Source organism: Sphingobacterium sp. Ag1 (assembly GCF_000988325.1).
Taxonomy (GTDB): domain Bacteria; phylum Bacteroidota; class Bacteroidia; order Sphingobacteriales; family Sphingobacteriaceae; genus Sphingobacterium.
The window spans coordinates 79,650-93,628 of the sequence record NZ_LBGU01000036.1 but is presented as its reverse complement, the minus strand read 5'-3'; the positions used below and the strand labels follow the sequence as shown (position 1 = coordinate 93,628).

Annotated in this window: 14 protein-coding genes; 11 read left to right on the top strand and 3 right to left on the bottom strand. The window is 40.5% G+C overall.

What is annotated here, in order from left to right:
- Positions 1-4 precede the first annotated feature (4 nt).
- Positions 5-883 (top strand): rhomboid family intramembrane serine protease, encoded by an 879-nt coding sequence (locus AAW12_RS11050; RefSeq protein ID WP_046673683.1) that lies wholly within the window; start codon positions 5-7, stop codon positions 881-883.
- A complete protein-coding gene (locus tag AAW12_RS11045) occupies positions 828-1,991 on the top strand; it encodes an endonuclease/exonuclease/phosphatase family protein (protein WP_231585253.1) in 1,164 nt (387 codons plus the stop codon). Before AAW12_RS11050 ends, AAW12_RS11045 begins: the two co-directional genes overlap by 56 nt.
- On the opposite strand, the gene AAW12_RS11040 is transcribed toward AAW12_RS11045, so the two are convergent.
- Complete coding sequence (locus AAW12_RS11040) at positions 1,981-3,591, bottom strand: S41 family peptidase (RefSeq protein ID WP_046673681.1); 1,611 nt, start codon at positions 3,589-3,591, stop codon at positions 1,981-1,983. The genes AAW12_RS11045 and AAW12_RS11040 overlap by 11 nt on opposite strands.
- Before the next feature lie 319 nt (positions 3,592-3,910).
- Here AAW12_RS11040 and AAW12_RS11035 point away from each other — a divergent pair, with 319 nt between their 5' ends.
- From AAW12_RS11035 to AAW12_RS11015, 5 genes are all read left to right on the top strand, one after another.
- Positions 3,911-4,480: a hypothetical protein gene (locus AAW12_RS11035; RefSeq protein ID WP_046673680.1), complete on the top strand. Its 570-nt coding sequence runs from the start codon at positions 3,911-3,913 to the stop codon at positions 4,478-4,480.
- Positions 4,481-4,622: 142 nt separating this feature from the next.
- Positions 4,623-6,020, top strand: a complete 1,398-nt coding sequence (fumC, locus tag AAW12_RS11030; RefSeq protein WP_046673679.1) for a class II fumarate hydratase — start codon at positions 4,623-4,625, stop codon at positions 6,018-6,020.
- 48 nt (positions 6,021-6,068) lie between these two features.
- The gene (locus AAW12_RS11025) at positions 6,069-6,557 is read left to right on the top strand and encodes a fumarate hydratase (RefSeq protein ID WP_231585252.1); all 489 of its coding nucleotides are present in this window, start codon (positions 6,069-6,071) and stop codon (positions 6,555-6,557) included.
- 63 nt (positions 6,558-6,620) lie between these two features.
- Positions 6,621-7,775, top strand: a complete 1,155-nt coding sequence (locus tag AAW12_RS11020) for an MFS transporter (RefSeq protein ID WP_046673677.1) — start codon at positions 6,621-6,623, stop codon at positions 7,773-7,775.
- 15 nt (positions 7,776-7,790) lie between these two features.
- Positions 7,791-8,792, top strand: a complete 1,002-nt coding sequence (locus tag AAW12_RS11015; RefSeq protein WP_046673676.1) for an acyltransferase — start codon at positions 7,791-7,793, stop codon at positions 8,790-8,792.
- Between the two features lie 21 nt (positions 8,793-8,813).
- Here AAW12_RS11015 and AAW12_RS11010 read toward each other — a convergent pair whose 3' ends face one another.
- Entirely contained in the window at positions 8,814-9,278 is a 465-nt protein-coding gene (locus AAW12_RS11010; RefSeq protein WP_046673748.1) for a copper resistance protein NlpE, read from the bottom strand.
- A 191-nt stretch (positions 9,279-9,469) separates the two neighbouring features.
- Complete coding sequence (locus AAW12_RS11005; protein ID WP_046673675.1) at positions 9,470-9,844, bottom strand: DUF3127 domain-containing protein; 375 nt, start codon at positions 9,842-9,844, stop codon at positions 9,470-9,472.
- Positions 9,845-9,921: 77 nt separating this feature from the next.
- Here AAW12_RS11005 and AAW12_RS11000 point away from each other — a divergent pair, with 77 nt between their 5' ends.
- From AAW12_RS11000 to AAW12_RS10985, 4 genes are all read left to right on the top strand, one after another.
- Positions 9,922-11,100: a class I SAM-dependent RNA methyltransferase gene (locus AAW12_RS11000; RefSeq protein WP_046673747.1), complete on the top strand. Its 1,179-nt coding sequence runs from the start codon at positions 9,922-9,924 to the stop codon at positions 11,098-11,100.
- Positions 11,093-11,740, top strand: coding sequence for an HD domain-containing protein (locus tag AAW12_RS10995; RefSeq protein WP_046673674.1), 648 nt, complete (start codon positions 11,093-11,095; stop codon positions 11,738-11,740). The genes AAW12_RS11000 and AAW12_RS10995 overlap by 8 nt, the downstream gene beginning before the upstream one ends.
- 261 nt (positions 11,741-12,001) lie before the next feature.
- Positions 12,002-12,769: a glycerophosphodiester phosphodiesterase gene (locus AAW12_RS10990; protein WP_046673673.1), complete on the top strand. Its 768-nt coding sequence runs from the start codon at positions 12,002-12,004 to the stop codon at positions 12,767-12,769.
- 173 nt (positions 12,770-12,942) lie between these two features.
- Entirely contained in the window at positions 12,943-13,779 is an 837-nt protein-coding gene (locus tag AAW12_RS10985) for an endonuclease/exonuclease/phosphatase family protein (protein WP_046673672.1), read from the top strand.
- Positions 13,780-13,979 lie beyond the last annotated feature (200 nt).

The window sequence follows — 13,979 nt, the reverse complement described above, 5'->3', positions numbered from 1 at the left end:
CGCAATGAATAACATCGGTTTAAAAGATTTTTGGAGACAAACCTATAAAACTGGCTCGCCCGTACCTTTGGTGATCAGTATTCAGGTCTGTTTATTCGTCCTCATTTATTTTTTAGACCTGCTCTTCGAATTAAAAATTGTTCCACAAAGCTTCTTGGAGCCTACGGTACGTCTATTAAGTTTACCGAGTAATTTCTCAAGCTTTATTGCACAACCATGGTCATTGGTTACATCGAATTTCGTTTACGTCAAGCTTTGGACCATACTTTTTGATAGTCTTTGGCTCTATTGGGTCGGTCAGATCTTCTTTACCTTCTTAAACACGCGGCAATTTCTGTTTGTCTATATGGCCTCTTGGCTGATCGGTAGTGTGCTCTATATGGGCTTTGGGTCACTTATTCCCATGCCAAGTAACTTACAGCTTATGGGAGGTTCTCTCCCCTTGGCAGCGGTATTCGCCGCGATTGTGACTTTGGTCCCCAAGTATGAGCTACGGCTTCTGCTTCTGGGTAACATCAAGCTAAAATTAGTGGCCATTGTCTATTTTGGATTAGAATTTCTTGCACTTACGATGACGAATCGACCTGCTGCCATTTCGTATTTTGCTGTTGTCCTTTTTGGAATGGGCTTCACTTATGCGCTAAAATCGGGGATGGACTGGTCTACAATTTTTCAGAAAAAACAACAGAAGCCTGCAAAAATGAAAGTCGTTGTGGGTAACAATATACCGACAAATCGGAAACATCGTTATGACTTACCCAATCAGGATGAAATCGATGCTATCTTAGATAAAATTTCTATTTCTGGCTACGACAGTCTAACGAACCATGAAAAAGAAACGCTCTTTAGGGCAAGCAATAGTGGTGACAAGGTTGATGGATAGAAGGACATTTTTAAGGAGAAAACTGGGCTTTATCAGTAAAACAATGTTCCTGGCAAATATGCTTGCGATCGTTGCTTTACTTATGAGTTATTCGGCGACCTTCATTAATCCCAAATCCTTTTGGCCGATTGCATTTATGGGCTTAGGCTACCTTCCGATCCTCCTTATCAATATTGGATTTATCTTTTATTGGCTACTCCGCAAACGGAAAATTGCGCTTTATTCGCTCATAACGATCCTCATTGGGTGGCCTTTTTTAACTAAGCATTGGAATATTCGCAAAGAGAATGCCCCTGTATCATCGGAGGTACGTACGCTTCGCATAATGACTTTCAATGCTCATCTGTTCAAGAAGGTAAACGATGAGAAAAAGAACTTTAAAGCCGACGTTGTCCGCATTATTGACAGCATCTCTCCTGATGTGATCTGCTTTCAGGAATATATTAGCAAGATTAAGGGAAAACATGTTTTCTCTGAGGAATTCAAAGATAAATTGGGATATGATTATTTTTTCTTTGAACCGAGCTCTAAAAACGATTATGAGGCGTATGGAATGGCTGTTCTTTCCCGTTTCCCAATCTATGATTCAGGGACCATCAGAGATAACGATTACGGAATCAACCGGATTAGTTATGTTGATATCAAAAAACAGGATACCCTGATCCGCATCTACAATATACATCTACGTTCTTTTGCGCTGCAAAATGAAGACAAGGAATTTATCCAAAACCTGTCCAATAATAATGAATCGGATAATTCGAGGACCCGTAAATTGAGCCGCAAACTTAAGAATGCCTTCGAGCTACGTAGCGAACAGGCGCATTCGTTGAAGAAGCACATGAATGAATGTCAATATCCTTATATTGCCGTAGGTGATTTCAACGATACGCCAATGAGCTACTCGGTCAATTTAATTGGAGATGGTTTGTACAATGCGTTTAAGGAGAAAGGTAACGGCTGGGGAGTGACCCATCATGCCCTCCTACCGATCTTTCAGATCGACTATATTTTTGCTAGCCAGAAATTTCAGGTAATGAATTATCAGATTGTCAAACAGAAATTATCGGATCATTACCCAGTATGGTCTGATCTTAGGCTTAAACCTTAGGCATCTGATAACCTAATGTTTTAAGTCCTATTTCAATAAATTTATCCCTTCGATTTTTGATTTTATAATAGGCCTCACGACCAAAATAATATCGACCCACCAAGGCTTCGATATCGGATTGAATCAAATCATGTAAGTTTTTTGCTTCTTTGGCGGTGACCGAAATCCGCTTCTGACTGTTGAGATATGAAATAAATAGATCAAATTCTGTTGTCGGTAAGTGGTAACCGCTAATAAAATTCTCTATAGAATATGCGGGCAAATGTTTCGTGAAGCGATCATAAACAAATTCTTCGATCGCATTGGAATGAAATATCTCGCGGTATTTGGCACTGGTTTCGTTGGTGTCAATCGGAATAGTAACATCCGGAAGAATACCACCACCACCAAAAACAAGTTTCCCTTTACTGGTGGTAAACATTTCTTTTTGGCTGAATTCAGTGTCCATCGTCCATAGATCGAAGCCCGTCATGTATTTCGCAGCATCAAAATTGGCGCGTGTGTATTTTCGCTGAATGCATCTTCCAAGAGGGGTATAATAGCGAGCGACAGTCAGATTGATTGCAGAGCCATCCGAAAAGTCAAATTGTTCTTGTACTAAGCCTTTACCATAGGATCTGCGGCCAACAATCGTTGCCCGATCCAGATCCTGAAGAGCACCACTCAGGATTTCGCTTGCTGATGCCGTACTTTCATTGATTAGCACAATGACCCGGCCGTCACCAAAATCACCAGCTTTCTCTGAATAGAAATCCTGACGTAGTTCATTGGCGCCCTCGGTATACATCAACAATCTTTTTTCTTTGAAAAATTGACCCGCCAGATCAATCGCCGTATGGACAAATCCGCCACCATTGTTACGCAGATCCAAAATAAGATCCTGCGCCCCACTTTTCCGTAAATCTATGAGCGACTGTCTGAATTCGTCTGCTGTCTTATGCCCAAATCTCCGAATTTTCACATAAGCTGTTTTCGGAGCGATCATATAGGATGCATCTAAGCTGGAGACATTTACCTGATCGCGAATGACTTTTATTGGATTGGCCATTACCACTCCATTGCGCTGAATAGAAATCAATACAGCTGTTCCTTTCTTTCCACGGATTAACCTCTCAATTTCGGACTCGGCTACCTTTCTTCCGACAAGATCCTTATTCCCGATCTTTAAAATGCGGTCGCCGATACGCATACCTGCTTTTTCAGCGGGGCCAGCAGCAACCATTCCAACAACAAGTAGCGTATCTTTCAGACGGAAATACTCCACACCGATACCATCAAATGTTCCTTCAAGCGTTTCCTGCTTTGCAAGCACTTGATTCGGTCTTAAAAAGGTGGAAAAAGGATCTAAACGGGACACGACATGTTCAATGGCTTCGTCTTGAACGGTATCTATACTGACATTATCAACGTAATTCTCAGCAATTAATTGAATGAGATATTGTAATTTGTCCGAGTTGCCATTCGAGCGTAGACTCGAAAAGGTTGTTTTTTGGTTGCTTCCCTGCTCCTCGGCATAATTTTGCCCCAACAGCAAGCCAAGAAGCAATACTGCAGCATAAGTAGCGGCTACAAAAATATTTCTTTTAATACTTTTCTGCATGGGAGATCTTCATGAATTATCGAAGATGAGACAAACTATTCAACAATTAATTACTTCATCAAAAATAGCAAGTTTATTCGGTTAAACGAGTACCTAAACCCATATTTTTACATTAAAAATAAAAAGTTCCCGCCCTTGCTTTTAGGTGGAAACAGCGCCGTCCACGATTAGAAGTCATTGTAAAACTTTCAAAAATAACAACAGAACAGCCGATAAGGGCATCGAACATTTAATTTCAACAGATAAAGATGATGTCTATAATTTAACTTGCAAATGCGCGTAAATTTATCTTAGTTTGAATTGAAAAAGATTCCACTTTATGCACGAAATCGAACCTTATTATAATTGGCGGGACTATTACATTGCCGCTGAAGATGAACAATCCCCATTTTATGGTACAATCTATAGCGAATTCGATTTTGACAAGCAGATCTATAATTTTCTTTTGCACCCACAATGGGATGAATTTGGTTCACTTACCTTATATCTAAAAATACTATTTGTGGACTATGAAAAACAATACTGTATTATCGAACTGATTGGTGAATGGAATGATGCGATCTACAATGATATTATGTTGCTCAAGCGCGAGATTATCGATGTATTGATCAGTCAAGGCATCAAGTATTTTATTCTAATCGGGGAGAATGTACTGAATTTTCATGCTTCAGACGACTCTTACTATGAGGAATGGTTTCAGGATATCGATGATGGCTGGATTGCTGGCGTCGGTTTCCGTGAACATGTGATCGAAGAGTTCCAGCAACAGAATATAGATTATTACATCAATTTCGGTGGCGCATTGAATGAGCTACCTTGGCGGGCATTAAAACCGAAACAAGTTTTCCACCATGTGAATGATTCCTTAACAAAACGTCTTGGTTTTTAAGACCTGCTTATTGGGTTTTATTCTCAATCCTTATGCTTTAATCCTTGCTCTTTACTGTATTATCCTGTAACTTTGTAATTGATGTATTAGGTGCTTTGCATATATACTTATAATTTTTACGTTTTACTTATACTTACATACTATGTCATTCAGAATTGAAAAAGACACGATGGGTGAAGTTCAAGTCCCTGCAGACAAATACTGGGGTGCACAGACAGAGCGTTCACGCAACAACTTTAAAATCGGACCGGCAGCTTCGATGCCACACGAAATCGTCGCAGGCTTTGCTTATTTGAAAAAAGCAGCTGCTTATGCTAACCACGAGTTGGGGGTATTACCTATAGAGAAACGTGATGCGATTGCTACCGTATGTGATGAGATTTTGGCGGGCAAATTGGATGACCAATTCCCATTGGTGATCTGGCAAACGGGTTCAGGTACACAATCCAATATGAATGTGAATGAGGTTGTCGCAAACCGTGCACAAGTATTGGCTGGACATAAGATCGGCGAAGGCGAGCCTGTGTTAAAAGCAAATGATGATGTAAATAAATCGCAATCATCTAACGATACTTTCCCTACAGGAATGCATATCGCGGCTTACAAAGCTGTTGCAGAAGTTACAATTCCAGGTGTAGAAAAATTGCGTGACACATTAGCTAAAAAAGCTGAAGAGTTTAAAAATGTCGTAAAAATTGGCCGTACACACTTAATGGATGCTACTCCGTTGACTTTAGGTCAAGAGATTTCAGGTTATGTCGCACAATTGAACCATGGTCTGAAAGCTTTAAGAAATACACTTTCACATTTATCAGAACTTGCATTGGGAGGTACTGCAGTAGGGACAGGATTAAATACTCCAAAGGGGTATGACGTTGTCGTTGCTAAATATATCGCTGAATTTACAGGCCTACCTTTCGTAACCGCTGAAAACAAATTTGAGGCATTGGCAGCGCATGACGCAATCGTCGAAACACACGGTGCATTAAAGCAATTGGCTGTAGCATTAAATAAAATTGCAAACGATATCCGTATGTTGGCTTCAGGTCCACGTTCAGGTATCGGTGAAATCCTGATCCCGGAGAACGAACCAGGATCATCAATTATGCCAGGTAAAGTTAATCCAACGCAATGTGAAGCATTGACAATGGTTGCGGCACAAGTGATGGGTAATGATGTGGCTATTACGATTGGTGGAACGCAAGGTCACTATGAACTAAACGTGTTCAAACCATTGATGGCGGCAAACTTCTTGCAGTCTGCTCGCCTATTAGGTGATGCTTGTGTTTCATTTGAAGAGCACTGTGCAGCTGGTATTGAGCCGAACTACAAACGTATCAAAGAATTGGTTGACAATTCATTGATGTTGGTAACTGCACTAAACACAAAAATTGGTTATTACAAATCGGCAGAAATCGCGCAGACAGCACATAAAAATGGTACTACGCTTAAAGAGGAAGCAGTGCGTTTAGGTTATGTGACTCCTGAAGATTTCGATGCTTGGGTAAAACCAGAAGATATGGTTGGAAGTTTAAAATAAGCTGTGACTTTTATTTCAATAAAAAATATACAAACAAAAACATACCTATTGGCACTTGCCATAGGTATGTTTTTCTTTTTTACAGCCTGCAAATTCAATTCGGATATGCAGAGTGAAGGTGCCCCCTTTTTACAGGGAGAATGGGTCCAAGACAGTATTCCTGGACAGCAGCAGATGATGCAATATACCTTGACCGACTTCAAGTTTACCTGTGACTCTGTTTACGCGACCATGCACGTCAACAATAAAGTACAAACCATACCAGATAGCTGTTACAAAAATGGCTCCTGGACAGAACATGCAAAAGGTATTTATGTATTACGCGGAGACTCCATCATTGTCGATGGTATCTATACCAAGGAAAATGGCAAACAGAAGATTTCAGGTTGCTATCTTTCCGGTCAGTATATCCCCCGCTTTAAAGTTGTTTATCATGCTGCAGATTCGGTGGTACTGGAAAGCAGGTTAGATCAACGTCAGATCATCTTAAGAAAGACTAAAAATATTACTTGCGTCCCTCAAAAAAGGTATCAATAATTTTTAGTACAATCTATTTACTATCTTCGTACCATTATCGTACAACCTCAACCTTAAAATACAATGAACAAAGGAATTATCGCTTTGGCATTTGGCGGACTTGCCATCGGAATGACCGAATTCACGATGATGGGCATCCTGCCTGACATTGCCAAAGATCTTCATATCGAAATCCCTACCGCTGCTCACCTGATTGCACTCTACGCACTGGGTGTCGTTGTAGGTGCCCCAACATTAGTGCTATTTACAGGAAAATATCCTCCGAAGAAGGTATTACTCTTTTTAATGCTGCTCTTTTTTATCTTCAATGGCCTTTTCAGTATTGCACCGGGGCAGTTTTTGATTAGTCTCTCCCGTTTTATGGCCGGACTTCCGCACGGCGCATTTTTTGGTGTTGGCTCTGTTGTTGCTGCCCGGTTGGCTCCGAAAGGAAAAGAAGCACAGGCTATATCCATTATGTTTACCGGAATGACTATTGCCAATTTGGCTGGAGTACCACTCGGCACCTATTTAGGCCATCATTATTCATGGCGTTTAACGTATGGTATTATCAGTATATTGGGATTAATCACTTTTGCAGCAATTTATGCATGGATGCCAAAAATTGAGGCCGCCAAAGGAAATAATATCTTTAGTCAGTTAAACTTCTTCAACAAAAAAATCGCCTGGCTCTTAATGGCTATTATCGCCATTGGTACCGGTGGACTTTTCGCCTGGATCAGCTACATCGCGCCTTTGGTGACCAATGTGTCGGGCATCGCTGCTGATCGTGTCCCCTTGATTATGATCCTGATCGGTGTTGGTATGTTTTTCGGAAATCTTATCGGCGGAAAACTGGCGGATACAATCTCCCCAACCAAAGCGGCAATCGCGAGTTTCTCCGCTATGGCACTATGCCTTGTGATGGTTTACTTTATATCACCACTGGGCTGGACAGCCTATCCTTTAGCCTTTATTACCGGACTGGTGTCCTTCACTATTGGTTCGCCGACACAACTGATGTTGATCCGCGCCTCAAAAGAAGCAGCAACATTGGCCGCAGCAGGTGGCCAGGCAGCCTTTAACCTCGGGAATACCTTAGGTGCATTTTTAGGTGGAATCCCAATAACCTGGGGTTTAGCTTATAATACACCTTCCCTCGTTGGTGTGGGTATGGCGAGCATTGGAGCACTCCTAACTTTGCTGTATTTGAAAGTCTACGACAGTAAAAGTCAATAAAAACAGCATAATCAAATGGCGCGAACCAGTTATATCAGTGTACTACGTATTGTTGCGATATTCCTCGTTATCTTGATTCATTCCTCTTCGGGCTACTTAAACAGCAATGAATTTGAATCATTCGACTGGAGTTATGCCAATTGGCTCAATAGCTTCTCGCGCTTTGCTGTACCCCTGTTTGTCGTTATTTCAGGTGCCCTCCTGTTACAGAAAGACGAAAGTACGGGACAATTTTATCGGAAACGTTTATTAAAAATTGTCCCGCCCTTTCTTTTTTGGAGCATCGTCTATCTTCTCTATTATTTTGTCCGTTATATTGATTTTGACTATATCGGTTTTCCACAAGTTATTAACATTGTGTTAATTCGCTTAAAATCAGGAACGAATGCGCACCTTTGGTACCTATACATGATACTTGGGCTCTACCTTGCAGTTCCTTTCATACGCAAAATTGTGGGCAATTGCAGTAAGAGAGAGCTTGAGATCTTTTTGGGATTGTGGTTTGCAGCGTTATTTTTTACGAATAAATGGTTCAATAGTTACCTACCTAATTTTGACCTGACCTTTTTCTCGGGTTATGCAGGCTATTTGGTCTTGGGCCATTACCTACGTAATTACCCTATCCCAATGGTAAAATTGTCAAGTTTTACATTTTTTCTAATCTGCTGTTTAATTACGGCATCGGGGACATATTATCTAAGTAGCTCCCGTGGGGAATTTGATCCGACACTTTACAACTATCTTTCGCCCAACATCGCATTGAGTGCAGGCTTTTTATTCGTCTTCGTTCAACGTCTTAAACTCCCAGAAAACCTCAACGCCTTCTGGGAATTTATCGACATCCACAGCTTTGGCATTTACCTTTGCCATATTTTGCTACTCAATTATATTCATCCTTTGCTTCCTTTATCCACTTTGTGGAAAATCCCGGCAGCAACGGTGCTCACGTTGTTGGCTAGCGCCCTACTGACCTATTTATTACGAAAAGTTCCGTACGGTAAATACGTTAGTGGCTAACTCCTTTATCGGAGCTTCGTTTTACAATTTCTCGCCTTCTACCTTATTGTATACATAAAGATGCGCATTGGGGCCTTCAATCGCATGGCCTTCCTGATCTAGCCCAATCAGCTTGTTTTCACCCACCTTCAGTTTCATATTTGTTTCCTTCCCTGTGAGGTGAACAACGGATCCGTTGTCGTGCCACATGACTTTACCACTATCTTCGACCTTGGTATTTTTATTAATATATTCACTGACGATGGCAAAGGTATTGTCATTTTTTAAGGTGATATTTGTTTTGATGCCTTCACAATCAGCACAGGGAATAGTAGCTTCATAGGTACCGGCCCAATCCAACGAATTCTGAGATGTATGGGCAGTATCTACCGCCACAGTCTCATGTGCCGAGGAATCTGCAGCTATATGCTGACTATTTTTCGAGGTTTGATTACATGCACTTAGCGAGATCATTGCTAAGCAAGAGAATAATACAATTAATTTCATATCTGTAGTTTTTGATGTACGACATCGTATAGCAAGCAATTTAAGCGCCAAGAAAAATCAGGCATGCCTACTGGACACCAAACAAAAAAGGCTTCTTGAGGAAGCCTTTCTATCGTAGATAACTGTATTGCGAACAGTTTAAATAATCTATTTGCTACCGCGTGGCGATAGGCTATATAATCCTATTCAGATTAAAATGGTAGATCATCATCATCTGATGAACCCGCCAAATCTACAGGGGCAGGCATATCTGCGTAAACTGGAGAAGATGGAGCTGGAGCAGCATTACCTAATTTTGTAACACGCCATGCTACCAATGAATTGAAATAAGTTGTTACGCCATCTTTATTAGTCCAAGGACGACCACGAAGATTAAAAGATACTTCTACCTCTTCACCAATTGCAAGGTTATCAAAAATTGACGTTCTGTCTTGTGTTGCTTCAAAACGGATATACTCAACAAATTGTGGGTTTTCGGCATAAGCTACAATCATATCGCGTTTTTTGAATGATTCTGTCACTTGTTGTGTCGCTCCTATCTCGTGTACTTTTCCTCTAATTTCCATAATCAAAAAAATAAATATTAAAGCGTAAAATTAAGCAATTTTTGAGGAAGAGTTTAATTAACTTTGTACAAAATATGATGGAAGTTTTCAACACCCCCAATAAAGTTATTATAACGTGCAATAAGCGCTTATCACCTTATTTGCAACAGGAAGTTAAAGAGTTAGGTTTTGACATTGTCAGGGCATTCCCTACAGGCGTAGAATTAAAGGTCAGTATAAACGATACGATCAAGCTTAATCTGAACCTACGCACAGCCTCTCAGATTTTGTATTCGTTGAAGGAGTTTACAGCCAACAATCCGACGGAGCTCTATGAAGAATTGAGTAAAATTGCCTGGGAAGAACTTATTCAATTTGACGGATATTTTTCTGTCAGCTCCAATGTAGACAATGAGACGATCAGCACACCTTTATTTGCAAACGTAAAGGTTAAGGATGCAATTGTGGACCGTATAAAGGAAAAAAAAGGTCTGCGCCCTAATTCAGGTCCGGACAATAATAAAGCGGTTGTCCACTTGTACTGGAAAGATGACCGTGCTGAAATTTTTCTCGATACTTCAGGCGAGACACTGGCAAAACATGGCTACCGTAAGATCCCGGGAAAAGCGCCAATGCTGGAAGCTCTTGCAGCCTCAACAATTATTGCCTCCAAATGGGACGGTAATTCACCTTTTGTAAATCCGATGTGTGGATCCGGAACTTTAGCCATTGAGGCAGCACTGATAGCAACAAACAGAAAACCAGGGTTGCTGCGCATGAACTATTCATTTATGCATTTCATTGGTTATGATGAAACAGTTTTCTTCCAAGAGCGCCGACTACTCAAAGATCAGATCAATAAAAAAGCGGCTCCACAAATTATTGCAAGCGATATTTCGGAAGAGGCAATCAACGTCTCAAAGATGAATGCAAGAACTGCTGGTGTGGAGCAATTAATTTCGTTTGAAGTATGCGATTTTGCCGAAACACACGTTCCTAAAGAAGGTGGTGTCATTTTATTCAATCCTGAATACGGTGAACGTTTGGGCACGCACAGCAAGCTAGAAATTACCTATAAGCGTATGGGGGATTTCATGAAACAGGAGTGCAAAGGTTATAGAGGCTATATATTTACAGGAAATCCAGATCTAGCAAAGAAAATCGGCCTACGCGCGTCCCGTCGCATAGAATTTTATAATGGTAAATTAGATTGTAGATTATTAGAATACGAATTATACGAGGGTACTCGCGAAAAAACAAAAGTATTGTATGAATAACATTATTGAGCGCACAGTAGCATTTGTGCAAGATCGATTGAAATTTGCAGAAGCAGGCCACGATTGGTCGCATATTCAACGCGTATGGAACAATACGAAGTTAATTTTAGAAGATGAAGAAGCGGATGTTATGGTCTGCGAATTGGCGGCACTATTACATGACATCGCTGACAGTAAATTCCACGATGGCGATGAAACAATAGGCCCTCGTGTTGCCGGAGAGTTTTTGGCAAGTCTAGAAATTTCGCCTGAGATCATTGACCATGTCAAGAAAATCATCTTCAATATGTCTTTCAAAGCAAGTTTGGGCGAAGTGTCATTCCATTCAAAAGAGATGGAAATCGTCCAAGATGCTGATCGTTTGGATGCTATCGGTGCAATAGGTATTGCCCGTGCGTTTAGCTTTGGTGGTAATAAAGGCCGTGAGATGTATAATCCGAACATTCCTGTTCAAGAATATAAGGATAAGGAAGCGTACAAACATTCGGAAGCTCCTACAATCAATCACTTCTACGAAAAGCTATTATTGTTAAAGAATAAGATGAATACAGAGGCTGCAAAAAAAATAGCAGCACATCGTCATGACTATATGCTCAACTTTCTGGATGAGTTCATGGCTGAATGGAATGGTAAAAAATAAATTACACTTAACAATTCCTAAATATAAAAGTGGTACTTTAGATCTTGTACATCGAGATAAAAAGTACCACTTTTTTTGTCCTATGTAAAATCAGCTTTTAAACATATCGGTAAGAAACGATCATCATCGGGGTCTATTTTTTATCGGTAACATCACAATCGGTCATATAAATGTCCAAAAAAGAAATAGAATAGGAATAAATCACCGAGTGGAACGTGCACATTCTGCCGTTGAAAACAACCACTCATACATAATTATAGCATGAAAAAACATATTTTTAGCTGTCTGACACTCGCTATGGTAATCTCATCCTCCGCATTATTCGCGCAAACGAAAGCCATTGCACATCGTGGCGTATGGAAAAACAGCCACCTTCCGCAAAATTCCATTGCTTCCTTAACAGCGGCCCACGAACTCAAGCTCTTCGGGTCTGAATTTGATGTACATTTGACCAAAGACAATATTCTTGTAGTCAACCATGACAATGATTTCTATGGCATTGATATCGCAACGGCAACCTACAAAGAGCTCTTAGAAAAGAAACATCCTAACGGTGAATCCATTCCCACGTTGGAAGAATATATTAATGCTGGAAAAAAATTGAAAGGCTTGCGTCTTATCCTTGAATTGAAGATTAATAAACTCGGCGTCGAGCGTACACTTGAAGCGACCACAAAAACGGTTGAAATGGTCAAAAGCTTAAAAGCTGAGAAAATTACGGATTACATTTCCTTCAGCTTTGAAGCTTGTCAAAAGATCCACGAATTGGCTCCTAAGGCTAATATCCAATATCTTACAGGAGATAAATCTCCTTCAGATGTAAAAGCTGCTGGGATTAATGGGGTGGATTATCACTTTTCCGTCTTTAAAAAGAATGCGACATGGCTGAAAGATGCGCATCAACTTGGTATGAAAGTGAATGCATGGACCGTAAACACAGAAGAAGAAATGACAAATCTAATCGATCAGAAAATTGATTTTATTACCACTGATGAACCTGAGTTGTTGCTCCGCATATTAAAGAAATAAGGACAAACCGAGTGAACAAAGGACATTTATAGCGATGAAACTAAACACTCGTGTCGTCCGAGGCAGCATGATTGCCTTTATATAAAGAATAAATGATAAACAAATAACCGAGTGAAACGAGTTCATTTAAACACATGAAGATCACTCATAAATAGCATAAATAATTCAAATAAATGAAAAAAAGTCTTTTTCTCGTTATAGCACTGTGTTTATCCTTCCTATCGTATGGGCAGGAATTTATTGCAGCCAGTTATAATATCCGCCAAAGAAATACCGTCGATGTCGATAACATGTGGAACGACCGGAAAGTCCCGCTTACCAATCTGATCAAATACCATGGTTTTGATATCTTTGGTATCCAAGAAGGTTTTTTTGATCAGGTTCAAGATCTCAAAAAGCTCCTTCCTGGATTTGATTACGTGGGTGTAGGTCGCGACGATGGTGCACAAGAGGGCGAGCACTCGGCGATTTATTACAATACAAATCGCTTTAAGGCGATAAAGAGTGGAACTTTCTGGCTTTCAGCCACAGATACCGAACACCCGAATAAAGGCTGGGATGCAGCACTACCGCGAATCTGTACCTGGGGTATTTTTGAAGACAAGGCCAATAAAAAACGCTTCATCTTCATGAACACGCATTTTGATCATATCGGCCGTACTGCACGTACCGAGAGTGCGAAATTGATTCTGACAAAAGCAAAAGAGTTTGCCAAAGATCTACCGCTCATTTTAACCGGAGACTTCAATGTGGATGAACAAGATGAGGCTTATTTTACACTTGCCAATAGCAAAGTAGTTACCGACGTACATGAATTGGCTCCTTTCAAATATGAACCGAATTCTTCCTTCAACGGATGGGGCAAAAGCATCAGACCAACAGGCCGCATAGACCATATCTTTATCACCAAACCTTTCCAGGTAAAAAAATATGGTATCCTGACCGACACCTACATGAATAAATTTCCGTCGGATCACTTTCCAGTAGCAACGACACTCTCCTGGAAATAATATCTTGTTAATAACAACAACCTTATAACACAAACAGCAGGTCCGCTTAGGATCTGCTGTTTTATTTTGTGGGACAGCTTTTATTTACACCGCATCGGGAATAGCGACTCGGCACGCTGTAGCGCATCTGCTACGATTCCCGACAATAGCTATGGTTCGTTGCAATTGGTTTAAACTTTCACATAAATTAACAGTCGATA